Raw genomic sequence first — 19,671 nt, 5'->3', positions numbered from 1 at the left:
TCTTCTGTGTTTAGTTTACCTTTTTGTGACATAGAATTGCTCCCTTCATGATGACAGTTTGTTTTTTCACTGTCTCTCATAAAGGGAGCATATCAGGGTGTCTATCCTGCTGATGAATCCTCAAAATGGAGAAATACTGGCGATGGTGAATGTGCCAGAATTTAATCTGAATGATCCTTTTACACTGACAGAGGAATTTCTGGCAGTAAATGCTGAAAAACAGCCTGCAGCAGATGCGAAAGATCCGGAGAAGAAGCAGGAACTCCTGAATCAGATGTGGAGAAATCGCTGTATTAATGATACTTATGAGCCAGGGTCGACTTTTAAGATCATTACGTCCTCTGCCTGTTTGGAAGCAGGCGTAGTGAAACTGGATGACACTTTTCAATGTCCGGGATATCGGATGGTGGAGGATCGAAAGATCCGGTGTCACAAAGTAGGAGGACATGGAACGGAAACATTTGTGCAAGGAGTTCAAAATTCCTGTAACCCGGTATTTATCGACATCGGTCTGCGACTTGGTGTAGATAAGTTCTGCGAGTATTTTAAACAGTTTGGATTGCTGGATCTGACAGGGGTGGATCTTCCAGGAGAAGCAGGAACAATCATGCATAAGAAAGAAAACATCGGTGCGGTAGAGCTAGCAACGATGAGTTTTGGGCAATCCTTCCAGATTACGCCGGTGCAGATGGCGACAACGGTAAGTTCTCTGATCAACGGAGGGGTTCGTGTGACACCGCATTTTGGCATGGGAATTGTGGATCGGGAAGGAGAAAAGCTGGAGCCTTTTTCTTATCCGGAAAGAAAAGGAGTGGTATCGAAAGAGACGTCGGCGACAATGCGAACGATCCTTGAGAGCGTTGTAGCAGAAGGATCTGGGAAAAACGCATATATTGAAGGATATCGGATCGGAGGGAAGACAGCAACCTCGCAGACACTTCCGAGAAGCGCCAATAAATATATTTCTTCTTTTATCGGATTTGCTCCGGCAGACAATCCACAAATACTAGGAATGGCGGTGATCCATGATCCGCAGGGAATTTATTATGGGGGAACGATTGCGGCTCCGGTAATCCGTGATATTTTCGACAATATTCTTCCATATATGGGGATAGAAAGAGGGCCGGTTAGCGAAACAAAAGAGGAGGAGTAGTTGAAAATGAGAGGGAAATGAAGTATACTATATAAGTTGAATTAAAATGAGAACAAAAGAGTGAAAGGGTGTATCTATGGATTATAAATTAATTGTACCAGTGCTGATTTCTTTTGCATTGAGTCTGCTGATGGGACCGATTGTCATTCCGTTTCTGAGAAAACTAAAGATGGGACAGACAGAACGGGTGGAAGGTGTACAGTCACATTTGAAGAAGGCAGGAACACCGACAATGGGCGGTGTGATCATCCTTGGAAGTGTATTGCTCACTTCAGTTTTTTATATAAAAGAATATCCGAAGATCATACCGGTGCTGTTTGTGACACTTGGTTTTGGATTGATCGGATTTCTCGATGATTATCTGAAAGTTGTGATGAAACGGTCGGATGGGTTATTTCCAAAGCAGAAGATGGCGCTTCAGATTGTTGTGACGGCAGTGTTTGCCTACTATCTTGTAAAAGTGACAAATGTTCCAATGACACTACTGATTCCATTTTCCAGTGGAAAATATCTGGATATCGGATGGTTTTCGATTCCGCTGTTGTTTGTTGTCGTGATTGGAACGGTCAATGGAGTGAATTTCACGGATGGGCTGGATGGCTTGGCCTCCAGTGTGACGGTGCTTGTTGCCACATTTTTCACTGTAGTGGCAGTGGGGACGAGAAGCGGTATCGAGCCTGTGACCTGTGCGGTTGTGGGAGCGCTGCTTGGCTTTTTACTCTTTAATGTCTATCCGGCGAGTGTGTTTATGGGAGATACCGGATCGCTTGCGCTGGGAGGATTTGTGGCATCCACAGCATATATGCTCCAGATGCCGCTCTTCATCGTGATCGTAGGGCTGATTTATCTGATTGAAGTGCTGTCGGTTATGATTCAGGTGACATATTTTAAGAAGACAGGCGGGAAAAGAATCTTTAAAATGGCGCCAATTCATCATCATTTTGAACTTTGCGGCTGGTCTGAGACACGGGTTGTAGCAGTGTTCGCTGTTGCAACAGCAATTTTATGTCTGATTGGCCTGATGGCGCTTTAGGAGGGTATTATGGATTTAAGAGGAAAAAAAGTACTTGTATTTGGAACAGGAATCAGCGGAATTGGCGCAGGAGCGTTGCTTGAGAGGGCGCAAGCGTCTGTGATCCTGTACGATGGAAATGAAAATTTAGACAAAGAAAACTTAAGAAAACATTTTGCGGCAGAGAGCTCTGTTGAGATCTTGCTCGGCAGCCTTCCGCTGGAAGTGATGGATCAGCTGGAACTTGTTGTGTTAAGTCCGGGGGTTCCGACAGATCTTCCGCTTGTAAATCAGTTGAGAGAACGAGAAATTCCAATTTGGGGAGAAGTGGAACTGGCATACCGCTTTGCAAGTGGAGAGGTACTTGCAATTACCGGAACAAATGGAAAGACAACAACAACTGCATTGCTGGGGGAAATCATGAAAGCGTACAGAGACAGTGTTTTTGTTGTCGGGAATATCGGGACACCGTACACGGGAGCATCGTTGGAGATGAAGGAAGATTCTGTGACGGTTGCGGAAATGAGCAGCTTTCAGTTGGAGACGATCGATACGTTCCATCCAAAGGTAAGTGCAATCTTAAATATTACACCAGATCATTTAAACCGACATCATACGATGGAGGCATATATTCAGGCGAAAGAGGAAATCACAAAAAATCAGACAGAGGAAGATGTCTGTGTACTCAATTATGAGGACGAAGTGCTGCGTGCATTCGGAGAAAAACTTCATACGCAGGTTCTATATTTCAGCAGCAGGCGTAAACTAGAGAGAGGGATCTATCTTGAAGACGGAAAGATCATTTATGCAGATGGAAAGCCGGAAGTGCTCTGTAAGGTAGAAGAACTAAAGTTGCTTGGTACACATAATTATGAGAATGTGATGGCGGCTTCTGCGATGGCAGCGGCATATGGAGTCCCGCTTTCGAGTATACGAGAGACGATCAGGAATTTCGGCGGAGTTGCCCACCGGATCGAATTTGTGGCGGAGAAAGAAGGGGTTGCATACTACAATGACTCCAAGGGAACAAATCCGGATGCTGCCATCAAGGCAGTGGAGGCGATGAATCGACCGACGATACTGATCGGAGGAGGATATGATAAGAACTCTTCTTATGATGAGTGGATTGATTCTTTCGGGGAAAAAGTAAGATACCTTGTATTAGTTGGAGCAACAAAAGAGAAAATCGCTGAGACCGCAAGAAGAAAAGGATTTGACAATGTTATCCTCGCAGATACTTTTGAAGAGGCTGTCATGGAGAGTGCGCGACTTGCAAGAGAGGGAGATGCAGTACTTCTTTCCCCTGCATGTGCAAGTTGGGGCATGTTTAAAAATTTTGAAGAACGTGGAGATAAATTCAAAGAACTTGTAAATCATTTATAAGGAGTGAAGAATTGTGGGCAGACCCGGAAAGAAAAAAGGGTATGATTACACATTGCTTGCGGTTGTATTTCTGCTCGTGTTCGTAGGATTGATGATCTTGTACAGTACGAGTGCCTACAATGGTGAGTTAAAATTCCACGATCGTTTTTACTATTTAAAAAAACAGTTGTTTGCAACGATTTTAGGAACGGTTCTGATGCTGATCGTGGCAAATATCGATTATCATGTCTGGGAACCGCTTGCAGGCATTGGCTATCTTGTTGCAATCGGGCTGTCTGTTGCGGTGATTTTTATAGGAGATGAGTATAATGGGTCCAAAAGATGGCTGTCTTTGGGACCTTTATCTTTTCAACCGTCAGAGTATGCAAAGGTGGCGCTGATTCTATTTCTTGCATGTATTGTGACAAAAAATGTAAAAGAGATGGGAAAGATCAAGACTTTGTTTAAGATCATGCTTATGGTACTACCGGTTGTCGGTCTTGTCGGGGCAAGTAATTTAAGTACTGCAATCATTATTCTTGGGATTGCGGTCATTCTGATTTTTGTGGCAAGTCCAAAGTATGCACAGTTTATCTGGATGGGGCTGCTTGGATGTGGATTCCTTGGTATTTTCCTCGGGGTGGAGAGCTATCGTCTGGAACGTCTTGCAATCTGGAGAAATCCGGAAAAGTATGAGAAAGGTTATCAAACATTGCAGGGACTTTATGCAATCGGTTCCGGAGGACTTTTTGGACGGGGAATGGGAAACAGTGTACAGAAACTCGGATTTGTCCCGGAGGCACAGAATGACATGATTTTTTCCATTGTCTGTGAAGAACTGGGACTTGTGGGAGCGGCATTGATCATCCTCTTGTTTTTGCTTCTGATCTGGCGTTTCTTTGTCATTGCAGTTCATGCGCAGGACCTGTTTGGAGCGCTGATCGCATCTGGAGCAATGGCGCACATGATGATACAGGTAATTTTAAATATCGCGGTAGTGACAAATACGATTCCCAATACAGGAATCACGCTTCCGTTTATCAGTTATGGAGGGACGTCGGTTCTGTTTCTTTTGATGGAAATGGGACTTGTGCTGAGTGTGTCCAGTCTGATACAATAAAGAGAACATCCGGCGCGGAAGGACGCGACGGCAACAAAGTTGTTAGGAGGATAGGATGACGACATTTAAACATCGTAAAGTACAAAAGAAAAGAAAATATGGACTTTATGCATTGCTTGTAGGTTTGATTGCGGCAGCAATCCTTGCGCTGTCTGTATTTTTGCTGTTTCATATACAAAAGATCGAAGTGACGGGAATAGAGATGCTGACACAGCAGGAAGTGTCAGACTGGGTAAAAAGTGATACAATGTCCGGCAATTCCCTATACGTTCTCTGGAAATCTAAGTTTCGTCCGGACGAATTACTTCCTATGATGAAAAGTGCAGAGATCAGTATGAAGAATCCGTGGACGATCAAAGTAAAGATTGAAGAGCATAAATTGCTTGGCGGAATTCTTTATGAGAATGAATATGCCTATTTTGATGAGGAAGGAACCGTCTTAAAGAAACAGACAGAGTCCATTCCGGGGATTCCGCTTGTTGAGGGGCTGGGTGTGAAAAAGGTTGTCTTAAATCATAAAGTAAAAGCGGAGAATCGCAAGGTATTCAGCTATGTCATCCAGGTTGGAAAAGTTGTGGAAAAATGGGAACTTAGTCCAGAGAAGATTGTGTTTAACGGAACAGAGGCCACACTTCATTTTGGGACGATTGCAGTTAACATCGGCGATGAGAATTTTGATGACAGAGTTGCTCAGATTGCTCCGATTTTAGAAAAGCTTCAGGGAAAAAGCGGAACTGTTCATTTGGAAAACTTTACAATGCAGTCAACGCTGATCAGCTTCCGGCCGACAGTGGAGGCTGAAGATGGAACTGTGACAGAAGGGGAAGATCAGATACTTGATGAAACCGGAGCGACAGACAGCGGTGAGCAGACAGATGCTGACAGTTATAATGAAGACTGGGAAGCAGAACCACAGTATGATGAGAGCGTGACTTATGGCGATGGAACGGAAATCTATGATGACGGAACCGGAAGTTATGAGGATGGAAGCGGCACATACGATGACGGAAGTGAAAATTATGATGGGACAGGCACTTATGATGACGGAAGCGGAATGGGGTATTAGAAAATGATACTGCATCTGCTTTGAATGGAGAGCGCCATGACAAAAAAATCGGAAAATCTAAAAAAGGCTATTGATTAATTAGAAGAAAAACTATATTATATATCTATATGGCAGAATCTATATAGAACCAGAGGGATGTATAAGAAGTAGATCGATAAAGGAGGAAAAACTCTTGTTAGAAATTAAAACAAATGAATCTGAAGCAGCAGCAAAAATTATCGTCATTGGTGTCGGTGGCGGCGGAAATAACGCAGTGAACCGAATGATCGATGAACAGATCGCCGGTGTGGAATTTATTGCTATTAATACAGATAAGCAGGCATTACAATTATCGAAAGCTCCTACATTGATGCAGATCGGTGAGAAGCTTACGAAAGGACTTGGAGCAGGTGCTAAACCTGAGATTGGTGAGAAGGCAGCAGAGGAAAGCTCAGAAGAAATCGCAGCAGCAATCAAAGGTGCAGATATGGTATTCGTTACTTGTGGTATGGGAGGCGGAACCGGAACAGGTGCGACTCCGGTTGTAGCACGTATCGCAAAGGATATGGGTGCACTGACAGTCGGTGTAGTTACAAAGCCATTCCGTTTTGAATCCAAGACAAGAATGAACAATGCGCTTGCAGGAATTGAGAAGTTAAAAGAGAGCGTAGATACGTTAATCGTTATTCCTAATGATAAATTACTGGAAGTAGTAGACCGCAGAACAACAATGCCGGAAGCACTGAAGAAGGCAGATGAAGTTCTTCAGCAAGGTATCCAGGGAATCACAGACCTGATCAATGTACCGTCTCTGATCAACCTTGACTTTGCAGATGTGCAGACAGTTATGATTGACAAGGGAATTGCACACATCGGAATTGGTCAGGGCAAGGGAGATGACAAGGCATTAGAAGCTGTGAAACAGGCAGTGGCAAGTCCGCTTCTTGAGACAACTATTGCAGGTGCTTCTCATGTTATTATCAATATCTCAGGAGATATCACACTGATGGATGCCAGTGATGCAGCAGAATACGTACAAGAACTTGCAGGGGAAGATGCAAATATCATCTTCGGTGCAATGTATGACGATTCAAAGTCAGACGAGGCAGTGATCACAGTTATTGCTACCGGACTTCATAACGTGGAAGGACCGTCATCCAGACTCAAATCCAGACTGGATGGACAGAAGACAGGCAGTGTGCTTCCAAATACTAGTCACACAGCAGCTTCAGCAGCAGGAACAGCATCTTCTGTAAGACAGGCAAGACCAGAATTCAGCGTAATTGGAAATAACACCAATACATCAGCTGGCCAGAGAACTTATACAGGGACAACACCGGTGACACCGAGAGTTCCGACAAGTACAGTCAGAGAGAAATCCATCAAGATTCCGGATTTTTTTAAGAAATAGAACGATAAAATAGCAAACACTTATCTTTTATAAATAGAAGCTCACCGAAGAGAACTATAGCAAAGGGACGAGATCCACTTGTTATAGTTCTTTTTTTGTCGAAAAAATCCCGGGATAAGAAACAAATATTTGACAAATTCTGCAGAAGTATGCAGATATAATAACAAGTACGGAAATGAAAAGATATAAGGAAAGCGGAGCGGAAAAGAGGTGGGAAATGTATTACGAAGTGTACATAGATGTGTTGTTTCTCATAAATTTTATGATGGATTACCTGCTGCTTCTGATTGTGCGCAGAGTATTGAAATGTACTGCCACACATGGAAATATTTGCGTGGGGAGTATTTTTGGAGCGGCAGCGGTCTGTATTTGCATGCTTCTCCCGGTAAGGAGTACACTGATTCGCTTTCTTTTGTTTCATTTATCTGTGAATGCAGCTATGATCTGGATCGGGTTGAAAATCCGAACACTCAGAGAATTTCTAAAGGCATTTGCGGCATTATATGCCAGTGCATTTCTGCTCGGGGGAGTATTTACATGGCTGCAGCCGTATGTGCGTGCGGGAAGTCTTTTTTTTGGCGCAGCAGTCGGAAGTTATTATCTGGTGATCGGGATCTGGAAATTTCTTTTGTATCTGCAGCGCATGAATAAGTATCAATATACAGTTACAGTGTATACTTCCGGGGAGAGCTGCACGATACATGCGCTTTTAGATACCGGAAACAGCCTGTGCGATCCGGTTACGGGGAAGCCGGTCTGCATTTTAGGAAAGAGACAGGCAGGGGAAATTCTAAAAGAAAAGGAACTTCAGACACTGCGCTATATCCCGTATTGTTCAGTTGGAACAGAGAAAGGGGTACTTCCGGTAATCAGAGCAGAAAAAATGTGCATTCATACCGGGCAGGAGTGTTGGGTGGAAAAGCCGCTCATTGGAATTTGTGAGGAAGATAGTTTTACAAATGGGGAATATCAGATGATTCTGAATCCAGCAATATTAGGAGGAGTATAAAATGGTAACAAATGCAATGCTGCCAAAGCAGTTTCGGATGAAGTTTTTGTCACAGTTTCGTAAGATCGTGATAGGGACAAGGAGAGAAATCCATTACATAGGAGGGTCAGAGGTGCTCCCGGCGCCATTGGAGATGGAAGAGGAGAGCGCAGTCATCAAGGAACTGGCAACAGAATATAATGAAAAAGCAAAAAAGGTGTTGATTGAACACAATCTCAGACTTGTTGTTTATATTGCCAAGAAATTTGATAATACGGGAATTGGGGTGGAAGATCTGATCTCAATTGGCACGATTGGTCTGATCAAAGCCATCAATACCTTTAATCCCACAAAGAAGATCAAGCTTGCAACCTATGCGTCCAGATGTATTGAAAATGAAATTTTGATGTATCTGAGAAGAAATAATAAAACAAAGCTGGAAGTGTCGATCGATGAGCCACTGAATGTGGATTGGGATGGAAATGAGCTATTGCTGTCAGATATCCTTGGAACGGAAGAAGATACAATCTACCGAGATCTAGAGACGGAGGCAGAACAGAAAATGCTGCGCAAAGCGATTGAAAAATTGTCTCCGAGGGAGAAGACGATCGTAGAGATGCGTTTTGGGATCAATCGTTCCGAAGGGGAAGAAAAGACACAGAAAGAGGTAGCGGATCTTTTGGGAATTTCTCAATCTTATATTTCACGTCTGGAGAAGAAGATTATGCAGAGATTAAAAAAGGAGATTGTACGCTACGAATCTTAAAAGAAAAATAAAAAAAGTATAAATAAAAGAATAAAGACTGAAATATATGCCACTTTGATTGAAAATGTGTTATAATATAGTAAATTTTATGACAGCAGTTGCGAGGTGTTCCTGCATATTAAACAAAGAATATACAGCGGGGAACTGCCGCAATCAGAAAGGAGACTTGCATATGAAACTTACATTTATCGGTGCAGCACATGAAGTGACCGGAAGCTGCCATCTTCTGGAAGTCAATGGAAAACACATTCTGATCGACTGTGGTATGGAGCAGGGTCCAGATCTCTATGAGAATCAAGAGATTCCGGTTGCCGTCGGGGAGATTGACTATGTACTTTTGACGCATGCACACATTGATCATTCCGGTCTGATTCCTCTGCTTGCCAAGCGAGGATTTCAAGGGCAGATCGTAACGACTTTTGCGACAGCAGACCTCTGTCAGATCATGCTCCGTGACAGTGCCCATATTCAGGAGTTTGAGGCTGAGTGGAGAAATAGAAAGGCGAGAAGATCTGGTGCAGAACTTTATGAGCCATTGTACACGATGGAAGATGCTGTCAATGCACTGCAATATTTTGTACCGTGCGATTACGATCAGAAAATTGAGCTTTGCGAGGGCGTATGGGTACGGTTTACAGATGTGGGACATTTGCTCGGCTCTGCGAGTATCGAAATTTGGATGTGTGAAGACAATGTGGAGAAGAAGATTGTATTTTCGGGGGATGTCGGAAATATCAATCAGCCGATCATCAAAGATCCAAAGACTGTGCGTGAAGCGGATTATGTAGTAATTGAATCTACCTATGGCAACAGGCTTCACGGAGATGAGATTCCAGACTATGTAGGTGAATTTACGAGAATACTTAGGGAAACTTTTGCAAAAGGCGGAAATGTGGTGATTCCATCTTTCGCGGTCGGACGTACACAGGAATTACTTTATTTTATTCGTGAGATCAAAGAGAAGAAGCTTTTGTCAGATTTTCCTGATTTTGAAGTGTATGTGGACAGCCCGCTTGCAATCGAAGCGACGAACGTTTTTCAGAAGAATACAAAAGGATGCTTTGATGAAGATGCACTGAAACTTGTACAACAAGGAATCAATCCTCTCGTGTTTCCGGGCTTGAAGCTTTCCACGACGAGCGATGATTCGAGGCTGATCAATTATGATAGTAAGCCGAAGGTGATTATTTCAGCGTCAGGTATGTGTGAAGCCGGAAGAATCCGTCATCATTTAAAACACAATCTGTGGAGAAAAGAATGTACAATTCTGTTTGTCGGTTATCAGGCGGTAGGAACGCTTGGAAGAAAGCTGATCGAAGGAGTACCGTCTGTCAAGCTGTTTGGTGAGACAATCGAGGTATGTGCAAAGATTGAGACGTTGAAAGGTATCAGCGGACATGCGGATATGAAAGGCTTACTCAACTGGCTTGGTGGATTTGAGACGAAGCTTTCCCATGTATTTGTTGTACATGGGGAGGATACAGTGACAGATGAATTCGCAAAGACGATTGAAGAACAGTTTGGATGCCAGGCATTTGCACCATATTCCGGAGGATGCGTGGATCTGATGACAAATGAAGTGCTCACAGCTGGCGCGAGAGTTCCGAAAAAGGCAAAGGAAAAACCGATGGCGGTACGTGCTGCGACTGCATTCCAGAGAGTGGTTTCAGCAGGAAAACATCTCATGGAAGTTATTTTCAAAAACGAAGGACTGTCCAACAAAGATCTGGCAAAATTCGAATCACAGATTCAGAATCTTGCAGAAAAATGGGATCGTGATTAGAGAAGAAAGTAGCCGGAATGAAAAATAGTAGAAGGAAAGTGGTATAACTGCCGGAGATTGTGAGAATCCTCTGACTAGAAAATGTTCTAGGAGGAAGGCAGTCATGGCATTAAGTAAAGTTGAAATATGTGGAGTCAATACAGCGAAGCTTCCTCTCCTAAGCAATGAGGAGAAGGAAGCTTTGTTTGTGAAGATCAAAGAAGGGGATGAAGCGGCAAGAGAGCGGTATATCAAGGGGAATTTAAGGTTGGTCCTGAGCGTGATCAAGCGGTTTGCAAGCAGCAATGAAAATGTCGATGATCTTTTTCAGATCGGTTGTGTCGGGTTGATGAAGGCGATTGATAATTTCAATACAGATCTTCAAGTAAAATTTTCAACCTATGCGGTTCCGATGATCATAGGAGAAATCAGGAGATATCTAAGAGACAATAATTCTATCCGTGTGAGCCGTTCTTTAAGGGATACTGCGTATAAGGCAATCTATGCGAAAGAAGGCTATATGAAAAGACATTTAAAAGAACCGACAGTAGAAGAGATTGCAGAGGAGATTGGAATTGCGAAAGAAGATATTATCTTTGCACTGGATGCCATCCAGGCACCGATGAGTCTGAATGAGCCGGTGTATAATGACAGTGGAGATGCGCTGTATGTGATGGATCAGATTAGTGACAAGAAGAACCGGGAGGAATATTGGGTGGAAGGTCTTTCTCTGGAAGCGGCGATGGAACGTTTGAATGAAAGGGAGCGTTTTATTATCCAGCTTCGTTTTTTTGAAGGAAAGACACAGATGGAAGTGGCGAGTCAGGTGAAGATCTCACAGGCGCAGGTAAGTCGTCTGGAGAAAAACGCACTAAAGACAATGCGGCAGTATTTGGCGGGGTAAAAGAAGCATTGCGAAATCCATCTAGGATAGGGCAAAAGATAGGTAGTGTTATTCTGTGAAATGCCGGAAGAAAAAAGAAAAAAGAAGAGGGGAAGACGGTGGAGCAGAGACGAAAAACAATGAAAACACTGCTGATTCTAGTGCTTGTAGCAGTATGTACTTTGCTTTGTACAGCAAGTGAGTCCGGAGAAGAAGAAAATTTCTTGTTGAAATTTGAGCCTATTCATACTATTATATGGATATAAAGGAGAGAGACAATGTATAAAGCGTGCATATTTGACTTAGATGGAACATTGACAAATACGCTGGATTCCCTTGTAAGATCCGTGAATCTGACGTTGTGTGAGATGGGACTGCCAGAGATTACAAGAGATCAGTGCAGGCAGTTTGTAGGAAATGGAGCAAGAGTGCTGATGGAGAAAGCATTGATGGCTTCCGGGGCAAGAGATCTTTCAAGAATAGAAGAGGCGATGGAGATTTATGGAAGAATATTTCATGAGAACTGTATGTATCATGTAGAACCATATGCGAAGATCCGAGAGCTTCTGGAAGGATTAACGGAACATCAGATTGAGAGGGCGGTTTTATCGAATAAACCGCATGTCCAGACGGTTCAGGTAGTGCAGGATGTATTTGGGAAAGAGTTATTTTCCTACGTGCAGGGGCAATGTGAAGGGTATCCGAAGAAACCGGATCCGACGATGGTATTTGCGATTGCCAGAAAGCTGGGAAGGAAGATAGAAGAATGTGTCTATATCGGAGATTCCGAGGTAGATATCAGAACCGGAAGTGCAGCGGGAATGCGGACGATCGGAGTTACATGGGGATTTCGTTCTAAGGAAGAATTGCTGGAAGCAGGAGCCGTGGAGACGGTGGATGATCCGCTGGAAATATTGGAACTCATATCATAAGAAAAACATGCATAGAAATACAAAAAGAGGAAATGAAGGAGGATATATGCGATGTACGAATATGATGAGGATTGTTTAAAGGTGTTTTTAAAGAACCAGTCACAATTATTTGATGAGCCGGTGGCAGAGACACTGGAGGAAGCAGAAGCGTTTTTAGAGGACTGTATGGCAGTAATCGTAGACTCTTTGCAGGAAGTAAGAGAGTATTTTGAAGAGAATGGTGCAGACGTTGATGGAATGTCAGACGAAGAGCTTGAGGAGGCTTCTGAAGTGTTTGCATTGCCGGGCGGACAATATCTTGTCGTAGAAGGGTAGCATATTGGTCTGTTTATATGGAAAAATAACTGCTTTGTTGATTGATAAGATCGTACAAGACCAACTAAGAGGGCAGAACATTATAAAAGCCGCAGTCATTTGACTGTGGCTTTTTTGAGTGCTTCTTCGATGGTATCTAAGATGACTTGGGAAGTATAGGGATTCTCTTGCGGCAGAGAAATATTTTCAAGAGACTGTGTGTCGTATACTTGCTCTGCAATATCTTCGATCGCCGGTTGGATCAAAGGAAACATAGTAGTTACCGTGTCATCTAGATTTGAGAAACGGATAGAATTGATGTGGGAGGCGTCGACGGCGACTTCCACTTCCAGATCGGTGTTGTTCAGTGTCAGTGTGGAAGTGTATATGCCGGGTTGATATTGCTTAGCTCCAGGACTGCCCTCTTTCTTTTCAGGAAGAAACATAAAAAAGAGAAGGAGCAGAAGCAGGATGCCAAGTACAATGAAAATAGTAGTGTAGATGATTTCCTTCATGTGAAGGACGACGATTTTTGTTTTCGAACTCATATATGCCTCCTGTGAATGTATGCTTGAAAAAGAACTATGAAATAATTGTTTTAATATACTTTATGATACGGCAGAAGGAAATATGCGTGACAAACAGGGGCGTATCCTGTAAAATGGGAACGGAGGTGACAATGTATGTATATTATTATTGGATTAGGAAATCCGACAGCACAGTACGAAGGAACAAGACATAATGTCGGATTTGATGTGATAGACCGACTGGGAGAGAAATATAATATAGCTGTGGATACAAAGAAACACAAGGCATATATCGGGAAAGGTATGATCGATGGTCAGAAAGTGATCCTCGTAAAACCGCAGACCTATATGAATCTGAGTGGAGAGAGTGTGAGGGAACTTGTAGACTATTACAAAGTGGATGCAGAAGAGGAAGTTCTTGTGATTTACGATGACATCAGCCTGGATGTCGGACAACTTCGAATTCGGAAGAAAGGAAGTGCGGGAGGACACAACGGAATTAAGAATATTATCGCACATCTCGGCACACAGGTATTTCCGAGGATCAAAGTAGGAGTTGGGGAGAAGCCAAAGAATTACGATCTGGCAGATTATGTGCTGGGACACTTTTCCAAGGCAGAGAGAGCGCAGATGGAAGAAGGGTATGATCGTGCGACAGAGGCTGTCCGTCTGATTCTTGCAGGAGAAATTGATGCTGCGATGAACCAGTATAACAAAAAGCAGACGACGGTATAAAAATGAAAGGAGTAGGTGTGTATGGAAGCTCTTTTGGAGCCTTTGAGGGAACTGGCAGAGATTGAAGAGATTCAGAACGAAAAGAAAAAAGAAGTAGGATTGATTCAGATTACAGGATGTGTCGGTTCACAGAAGACACATCTGACCTGTGCACTTGGCAGCGACTGCAAGTATAAGTTGATTGTAACTTCCGGAGAATCAAAAGCAAAGCAGATGTATGAGGAGTATCGTTTCTTAAAGGAGACTGTATATTTATATCCCGCAAAAGATTTGCTGTTTTATCATGCAGATTTGCGAGGAAAACAGCTTGTCAGCAGCAGGATGGAAACAATTCAGGCACTTCTCCTTGGGGAAGGGTGTACAGTCATCACAACATTTGATGCGTTTATGGATTCTCTTTTGCCGATTGAGACGATCCGGGAGAGAATTTTTTCTCTGAAGGTAGGAGATATTATTGATTTTGAGAAAGTTCAGAAAGATCTGGCGCTTCTTGGATATGAAAGGGAAGTGCAGATTGAAGGGCCGGGACAGTTTGCGGTGCGTGGGGGAATCTTAGATGTCTACCCGCTCACTGAGGAGGTTCCGGTCCGCATAGAACTTTGGGATGATGAGATTGATTCGATCCGCACATTTGACGTGGAGAGTCAGAGATCGATTGAAAATCTAGAAGAGATTACAATCTATCCGGCGTCCGAGTTCATGGATGAGAAGACAAAGCGCGTTTCATTTCTAGACTACTTTCCGCGAGAAGATACTCTTTTATTTTTGGAGGAGCCGGCACGGCTGATAGAGCAGGGGGAAGCAGTCGAAGCAGAATTTATCGAGAGTATGAAGAAGCGTGTGGAGACCGGGTGTGAAGTGTCAGACGAAGAAGTGAAGCTGTTTGCACCGAAGGAGATTGCATCGAAGATGAATCAGTATCCGGGAATCGGGCTGTCGATTCTGGAAGGAAAAAGAAATTTGTTTCATGTAAAGAAAAGTATTCACCTTCAGGTAAAGGGAGTGAATCCGTACAACAATAGTTTTGAGACACTTACGAGGGATCTGGCGCGGCTGAAACGGAGCGGCTACAGAGTGATCCTTCTATCTGGATCCAGGACGAGAGCAAAGCGTCTGGCAGAAGACTTGAGAGATTATAGTTTGAGCAGCTTTTACAGTGAAGAGATGGATCGGGAAGTGCAGCCGGGAGAGATCATGGTCGCCTATGGGCATGTAGATGAGGGATACGAGTATCCACTGTTAAAGTTTATTGTAATCTCGGAGACAGATATTTTTGGAAAGAAAAAGAAGAAAAAGAAACGGAAAACTTATGAAGGACAGAAAATCCAGAGCTTCTCGGATCTGAAGGTCGGAGATTATGTCGTTCATGAGAATCACGGACTTGGAATCTATCAGGGAATTGAGAAGATTGAAGTCGATAAAGTTGCAAAAGATTATATGAAGATTTCTTATGCAGATGGAGGGAATCTTTACATTCTTGCGACACAGCTGGAACTGATCCAGAAATATGCAAGTGCCGATGCAAAAAGACCTAAGCTGAATAAGCTCGGGGGACAGGAATGGGCGAAGACGAAGACGAGAGTCCGCGGGGCAGTCAAAGAAATCGCAAAGGAACTTGTGGAATTGTACGCAGCAAGACAGAAGGAAGAAGGGTATGTCTACGGAGAAGATACTATTTGGCAGCGTGAGTTTGAGGAAATGTTTCCGTTTGAGGAGACCGATGATCAGTTAAATGCGATCGAGGCAACTAAAAAAGATATGGAAAGCAAGAAGATCATGGACCGCTTAATCTGCGGGGATGTCGGATATGGGAAGACAGAAGTGGCAGTCCGCGCCGCGTTTAAGGCAGTGCAGGAAAGTAAGCAGGTGGTGTACCTCGTTCCGACGACGGTGCTTGCCCAGCAGCATTATAATACGTTTGTACAGCGGATGAAGGATTTTCCGGTGAGAGTAGACCTGCTGTGCAGATTCCGTACTCCGGCACAGCAAAGAAAGACAATCGATGATGTGAGGAAAGGTCTTGTAGATATTGTGATCGGGACGCACCGCGTACTTTCGGATGATCTGAAATTTAAGGATCTTGGCCTGTTGATCATCGATGAGGAGCAGCGGTTTGGGGTACAGCACAAAGAGAAAATCAAGCAGATGAAAGAAAATGTAGATGTGCTGACACTGACAGCAACTCCGATTCCGAGAACGCTTCACATGAGTCTGATCGGAATCCGTGATATGAGTGTGTTAGAAGAGCCTCCGATGGACCGAATGCCGATCCAGACATATGTCATGGAGTACAATGACGAGATGGTACGTGAGGCGATCGAGCGGGAACTCGCAAGAGATGGACAGGTGTATTATGTGTACAACCGGGTGCAGGACATCGATGAAGTCGCAGACCGGATTCAGAAACTTGTGCCTGAGGCAAATGTGGCATTTGCACATGGACAGATGAGGGAACATCAGCTGGAGCGGATCATGTATGATTTTATCAACGGAGAGATCGATGTATTGATCTCGACGACGATCATTGAGACCGGGCTTGATATTTCCAACGCAAATACGATGATCATACACGATGCAGACCGGCTTGGACTTTCTCAGCTGTACCAGCTTCGCGGGCGTGTCGGGCGGTCAAACCGGATGGCATATGCTTTTTTGCTCTATAAGAGAGATAAGCTGTTAAAAGAAGTGGCAGAAAAAAGGTTGTCCGCGATCCGTGAATTTACAGACCTCGGTTCTGGATTTAAGATTGCCATGAGAGATTTGGAAATACGAGGAGCGGGAAATCTTCTTGGGGCAGAGCAACATGGACATATGGAAGCGGTTGGATACGATCTGTACTGTAAAATGTTAAATGAGGCAGTGAAGCATCTGAAGGGCGAAGTAGAGGAAGAACCATATACGACAACGGTTGACCTAAATGTGGATGCATATATTCCTGCATCGTATATTCCGAATGAATATCAGAAGCTGGATATCTATAAGCGGATCGCAGGAATTGAGACAGAGGAAGAGATGGATGATATGATCGAGGAACTGATCGATCGCTTTGGAGATATTCCAAGAAAAGTTCAAAAGCTTCTGGCGATTGCGAACCTGAAAGCGATGGCACACCGACTGTATATTACAGCAGTAGAACAAAAGGGAGAAGAGTATCGATTTACCATGTTTGAGCATGCCAGAATTCGGACAGAAAAAATTCCGAAGCTTTTGGAACTGTACAAAGAAGAGTTGCATTTCAAAATGGATACGCCCCCATATTTCCTCTATCATAAGAAGAACAGAAACCGAAAAGGCAAAGAGGAAGATCCAATTGAAGTTGTGAAAAAAGTGTTAATTGATATGAAAACATTGCTAGAATCATAGTCAGAGAGTATAATGAGAGAGTTAGAAACACGAAGGAGGGCAATTATGAGAAGGACAGGAAAAAAAGCGGCAGCGCTTGCTGTGACAGCAGCACTGGCAGTTTCCGCTGCCGGCTGCGGGTCTGTCAAAGACAGCGATGTGGTAGTTACGATTGGTGGAGAAAAAGTGACTGTAGGTGTTGCCAATTTTTTTGCGCGCTATCAGCAGGCAGAATATGAAACATACTACTCAGGAGTGATGGGAGAGGACATGTGGTCTACAGAGATTTCCAAAGGGAAATCCTATGAGGAGACGGTGAAAAATCAGATCTTAGAGACACTGGAAAATATGTATGTACTCGAAGACCATATGGGCGATTACAAAGTCGAGATCACCGAGGAGGAAAAGAAGAAGATCAGTGAGGCAGCAAAAGCGTTTGATGAGGCAAACGGACTGGAAGAAAAGGAAGCTGTTTCCGGAACAACAGAAAATGTAGAGCGGATGCTGACACTTGTGACGATTCAAGAGAAGATGCAGAAGGCGATGGTCGCAGATGTGGATACAGAAGTGTCTGATGAAGAGGCGGCACAAAAGAGTATGCAGTATGTCAACCTTTCTCTGACAAAGACAAAAGAAGACGGAAGCACAGAGCAGATGACCGAGGAAGAAAAGGCAGAGGCAAAGAAAAAGGCAGAAGCATTCCAGAAAGCAGTTAAGGAAGGGGCTGACTTTGCAAAGACTGCAAAGGAGAAGGAACTGGAAGTAAAGACAATGACTTTTGACGAAGAGACGACAACTCCGGACGAGGGATTGATGACGAAGGCGAATAAACTTGGCGAAGGGGAAGTCTCAGAAGTGATCGAGACGGACAGTGGCTACTATGTGTTGAAAGTGACAAGCCTTCTTGACCGGGAAGCGACCGATGCAGAAAAAGAATCTATCGCAGAAGAGCGAAAGGAAAAACAGTACAAAGATCTGTGCGAAGAGTGGAAAAAAGATGTAAAGATTGAAGTCAATGAAAAGGTATGGGATAAGATCAGTTTCGAGAAAAAAGGGATTAAGATGAAACAGCAGGAAGAGATTCCATATGCAGAAGGATCTGACACAGATAAAAGTGACCAGGAATAATCGAAAATAGGAGAATGGAGGAGATTTGATGAGTAAGATTGAAGAAGTAAGAAGTGCGATGGTAAGTGCGATGAAGGCAGGGGACAAGGAGACGAAGGAGTCCTTATCACTGCTTTTATCTGCGCTGAAGAATAAGGCGATTGACAAAAAAGGAGATCTGACACCGGAAGAAGAGACACAGGTTATCCTAAAAGAGATCAAGCAGACAAAAGAGACGTTGGAACTTGCACCGGCAGACCGAAGTGACATTGTGGAAGAATGCCAGAAGAGAATTGCAGTGTTGGAACAGTTTGCACCAAAGATGATGTCAGAAGAAGAAATCCGCGGAGTGATCAAAGAGGTGCTTGCTTCTCTGGCGCTGGAGACACCGACAGTAAAAGACAAAGGAAAGATTATGAAAGAACTGATGCCGAAAGTAAAAGGAAAGGCAGATGGAAAGCTTGTAAATGACATCGTACTGTCTTTTCTGAACTAGTTCGGGAAAACGGAAGATCTCCCGAAAAAGCGATGAGAGAATGTGCTAAAAAAGTTCTGAAAAAGATGTAAAAAAAGATTGTTTAATTGCAACGGCTGATATAGTATAGAGGTAACAAAAAGGAGAAAGGGCGGAGGTATATGATGAGCATTGTATGGTTGGCGTTGATTGTGATTTTTCTGATCGTTGAGATCGCCACAGTAGGACTGACTTCCATCTGGCTTGCAGGAGGTGCACTGGCGGCACTGGTGGTAGAACTTCTTGGACTTGGAATCGTATGGCAGATCGCAGCTTTTCTAATCGTGACTTTTATACTGTTATATTTTACGAGACCTTGGGCGCAGAAATATTTGAATGCGAAATCAGTGAAGACAAACTATGAGAGTCTGATCGGACAGAAGATTAAGATGACAGAGCGGGTAGATAATTTGAGTCAGACGGGGAAAGCAGTCGTCAACGGACAGGAATGGACGGTCAGAGCGGAAGCAGATGGAGACATTCTGGAACCGGGCGATTTCGGAGAGGTACTCAGGGTCGAGGGTGTAAAGCTGATCGTAAAGAAAATTTGACAAAAAAAGAAAGTATGGTACAATGCTATATGAAATGACAAATTTCATATAGCATTTTGCTAGGGGAGCCCAGGGCTGAGAAATCACATTGCGTGATGACCCTCACTACTTGAACCGGTTAGTACCGGCGGAAGGAAGCAGTACCAGAATGGTTCCTCCTGTAAAAA

General features: G+C 43.6%; 17 protein-coding genes, 1 pseudogene and 1 riboswitch. Of the genes and pseudogenes, 17 read left to right on the top strand and 1 reads right to left on the bottom strand.

What is annotated here, in order from left to right:
- Positions 1-97: 97 nt before the first annotated feature.
- From EDD74_RS01730 to EDD74_RS01675, 12 genes and pseudogenes are all read left to right on the top strand, one after another.
- Positions 98-1,153, top strand: a pseudogene (locus tag EDD74_RS01730) (peptidoglycan D,D-transpeptidase FtsI family protein); the annotation flags it as partial.
- A 76-nt stretch (positions 1,154-1,229) separates the two neighbouring features.
- Entirely contained in the window at positions 1,230-2,186 is a 957-nt protein-coding gene (gene mraY, locus EDD74_RS01725) for a phospho-N-acetylmuramoyl-pentapeptide-transferase (RefSeq protein ID WP_116441740.1), read from the top strand.
- Positions 2,187-2,195: 9 nt separating this feature from the next.
- Positions 2,196-3,548, top strand: coding sequence for a UDP-N-acetylmuramoyl-L-alanine--D-glutamate ligase (murD, locus tag EDD74_RS01720; RefSeq protein WP_008976464.1), 1,353 nt, complete (start codon positions 2,196-2,198; stop codon positions 3,546-3,548).
- 13 nt (positions 3,549-3,561) lie between these two features.
- On the top strand, positions 3,562-4,647 hold the full coding sequence (locus EDD74_RS01715; protein WP_008976463.1) for an FtsW/RodA/SpoVE family cell cycle protein: 1,086 nt from the start codon (positions 3,562-3,564) through the stop codon (positions 4,645-4,647).
- Between the two features lie 55 nt (positions 4,648-4,702).
- Positions 4,703-5,713, top strand: a complete 1,011-nt coding sequence (locus tag EDD74_RS01710; RefSeq protein ID WP_008976462.1) for a cell division protein FtsQ/DivIB — start codon at positions 4,703-4,705, stop codon at positions 5,711-5,713.
- A gap of 172 nt (positions 5,714-5,885) precedes the next feature.
- The gene (gene ftsZ / locus EDD74_RS01705; RefSeq protein WP_008976461.1) at positions 5,886-7,103 is read left to right on the top strand and encodes a cell division protein FtsZ; all 1,218 of its coding nucleotides are present in this window, start codon (positions 5,886-5,888) and stop codon (positions 7,101-7,103) included.
- A 217-nt stretch (positions 7,104-7,320) separates the two neighbouring features.
- Positions 7,321-8,112: a sigma-E processing peptidase SpoIIGA gene (locus EDD74_RS01700; RefSeq protein WP_016440035.1), complete on the top strand. Its 792-nt coding sequence runs from the start codon at positions 7,321-7,323 to the stop codon at positions 8,110-8,112.
- Between the two features lie 37 nt (positions 8,113-8,149).
- Entirely contained in the window at positions 8,150-8,857 is a 708-nt protein-coding gene (gene sigE, locus EDD74_RS01695; RefSeq protein WP_390110335.1) for an RNA polymerase sporulation sigma factor SigE, read from the top strand.
- A gap of 172 nt (positions 8,858-9,029) precedes the next feature.
- A complete protein-coding gene (locus tag EDD74_RS01690) occupies positions 9,030-10,640 on the top strand; it encodes an MBL fold metallo-hydrolase RNA specificity domain-containing protein (protein WP_116441741.1) in 1,611 nt (536 codons plus the stop codon).
- A 103-nt stretch (positions 10,641-10,743) separates the two neighbouring features.
- Positions 10,744-11,523 (top strand): RNA polymerase sporulation sigma factor SigG, encoded by a 780-nt coding sequence (gene sigG / locus EDD74_RS01685; protein ID WP_009262934.1) that lies wholly within the window; start codon positions 10,744-10,746, stop codon positions 11,521-11,523.
- A gap of 257 nt (positions 11,524-11,780) precedes the next feature.
- The gene (locus tag EDD74_RS01680; protein WP_116441742.1) at positions 11,781-12,434 is read left to right on the top strand and encodes an HAD family hydrolase; all 654 of its coding nucleotides are present in this window, start codon (positions 11,781-11,783) and stop codon (positions 12,432-12,434) included.
- 51 nt (positions 12,435-12,485) lie between these two features.
- A complete protein-coding gene (locus EDD74_RS01675) occupies positions 12,486-12,749 on the top strand; it encodes a glyoxalase (RefSeq protein WP_008976455.1) in 264 nt (87 codons plus the stop codon).
- A 95-nt stretch (positions 12,750-12,844) separates the two neighbouring features.
- On the opposite strand, the gene EDD74_RS01670 is transcribed toward EDD74_RS01675, so the two are convergent.
- Positions 12,845-13,276 (bottom strand): hypothetical protein, encoded by a 432-nt coding sequence (locus tag EDD74_RS01670; protein WP_008976454.1) that lies wholly within the window; start codon positions 13,274-13,276, stop codon positions 12,845-12,847.
- Positions 13,277-13,411: 135 nt separating this feature from the next.
- On the opposite strand from EDD74_RS01670, the gene pth reads away from it, so the two are divergent.
- The 5 genes from pth to EDD74_RS01645 all read left to right on the top strand — a co-directional run bounded on the left by pth (position 13,412) and on the right by EDD74_RS01645 (position 19,504).
- On the top strand, positions 13,412-13,990 hold the full coding sequence (pth, locus tag EDD74_RS01665; protein ID WP_008976453.1) for an aminoacyl-tRNA hydrolase: 579 nt from the start codon (positions 13,412-13,414) through the stop codon (positions 13,988-13,990).
- A 21-nt stretch (positions 13,991-14,011) separates the two neighbouring features.
- On the top strand, positions 14,012-17,353 hold the full coding sequence (gene mfd / locus EDD74_RS01660) for a transcription-repair coupling factor (protein WP_116441743.1): 3,342 nt from the start codon (positions 14,012-14,014) through the stop codon (positions 17,351-17,353).
- A 45-nt stretch (positions 17,354-17,398) separates the two neighbouring features.
- Positions 17,399-18,460, top strand: coding sequence for a peptidyl-prolyl cis-trans isomerase (locus tag EDD74_RS01655; RefSeq protein WP_016439355.1), 1,062 nt, complete (start codon positions 17,399-17,401; stop codon positions 18,458-18,460).
- A gap of 28 nt (positions 18,461-18,488) precedes the next feature.
- A complete protein-coding gene (locus EDD74_RS01650) occupies positions 18,489-18,935 on the top strand; it encodes a GatB/YqeY domain-containing protein (protein ID WP_116441744.1) in 447 nt (148 codons plus the stop codon).
- Positions 18,936-19,078: 143 nt separating this feature from the next.
- Positions 19,079-19,504: an NfeD family protein gene (locus EDD74_RS01645; protein WP_016439353.1), complete on the top strand. Its 426-nt coding sequence runs from the start codon at positions 19,079-19,081 to the stop codon at positions 19,502-19,504.
- Positions 19,505-19,555: 51 nt separating this feature from the next.
- Positions 19,556-19,657, top strand: a riboswitch (TPP riboswitch).
- Positions 19,658-19,671: the final 14 nt, after the last annotated feature.

Source organism: Faecalimonas umbilicata, from assembly GCF_004346095.1.
GTDB classification, from domain to species: Bacteria; Bacillota; Clostridia; order Lachnospirales; family Lachnospiraceae; genus Faecalimonas; species Faecalimonas umbilicata.
Note: the sequence above shows the minus strand (reverse complement) of the source record. Positions and strands in the feature narration are given on the sequence as shown.

What these genes read in the sequence shown, in the direction of transcription:
- EDD74_RS01675 (WP_008976455.1), top strand. Translation starts at nt 12,486, where the DNA reads ATGTACGAATATGATGAGGATTGTTTAAAGGTGTTTTTAAAGAACCAG.
- EDD74_RS01650 (WP_116441744.1), top strand. Translation starts at nt 18,489, where the DNA reads ATGAGTAAGATTGAAGAAGTAAGAAGTGCGATGGTAAGTGCGATGAAG.
- mraY (WP_116441740.1), top strand. Translation starts at nt 1,230, where the DNA reads ATGGATTATAAATTAATTGTACCAGTGCTGATTTCTTTTGCATTGAGT.
- EDD74_RS01700 (WP_016440035.1), top strand. Translation starts at nt 7,321, where the DNA reads ATGTATTACGAAGTGTACATAGATGTGTTGTTTCTCATAAATTTTATG.
- EDD74_RS01680 (WP_116441742.1), top strand. Translation starts at nt 11,781, where the DNA reads ATGTATAAAGCGTGCATATTTGACTTAGATGGAACATTGACAAATACG.
- EDD74_RS01690 (WP_116441741.1), top strand. Translation starts at nt 9,030, where the DNA reads ATGAAACTTACATTTATCGGTGCAGCACATGAAGTGACCGGAAGCTGC.
- sigG (WP_009262934.1), top strand. Translation starts at nt 10,744, where the DNA reads ATGGCATTAAGTAAAGTTGAAATATGTGGAGTCAATACAGCGAAGCTT.
- mfd (WP_116441743.1), top strand. Translation starts at nt 14,012, where the DNA reads ATGGAAGCTCTTTTGGAGCCTTTGAGGGAACTGGCAGAGATTGAAGAG.
- pth (WP_008976453.1), top strand. Translation starts at nt 13,412, where the DNA reads ATGTATATTATTATTGGATTAGGAAATCCGACAGCACAGTACGAAGGA.
- sigE (WP_390110335.1), top strand. Translation starts at nt 8,150, where the DNA reads ATGAAGTTTTTGTCACAGTTTCGTAAGATCGTGATAGGGACAAGGAGA.
- murD (WP_008976464.1), top strand. Translation starts at nt 2,196, where the DNA reads ATGGATTTAAGAGGAAAAAAAGTACTTGTATTTGGAACAGGAATCAGC.
- EDD74_RS01645 (WP_016439353.1), top strand. Translation starts at nt 19,079, where the DNA reads ATGAGCATTGTATGGTTGGCGTTGATTGTGATTTTTCTGATCGTTGAG.
- EDD74_RS01710 (WP_008976462.1), top strand. Translation starts at nt 4,703, where the DNA reads ATGACGACATTTAAACATCGTAAAGTACAAAAGAAAAGAAAATATGGA.
- EDD74_RS01670 (WP_008976454.1), bottom strand. Translation starts at nt 13,276, where the DNA reads ATGAGTTCGAAAACAAAAATCGTCGTCCTTCACATGAAGGAAATCATC.
- EDD74_RS01655 (WP_016439355.1), top strand. Translation starts at nt 17,399, where the DNA reads ATGAGAAGGACAGGAAAAAAAGCGGCAGCGCTTGCTGTGACAGCAGCA.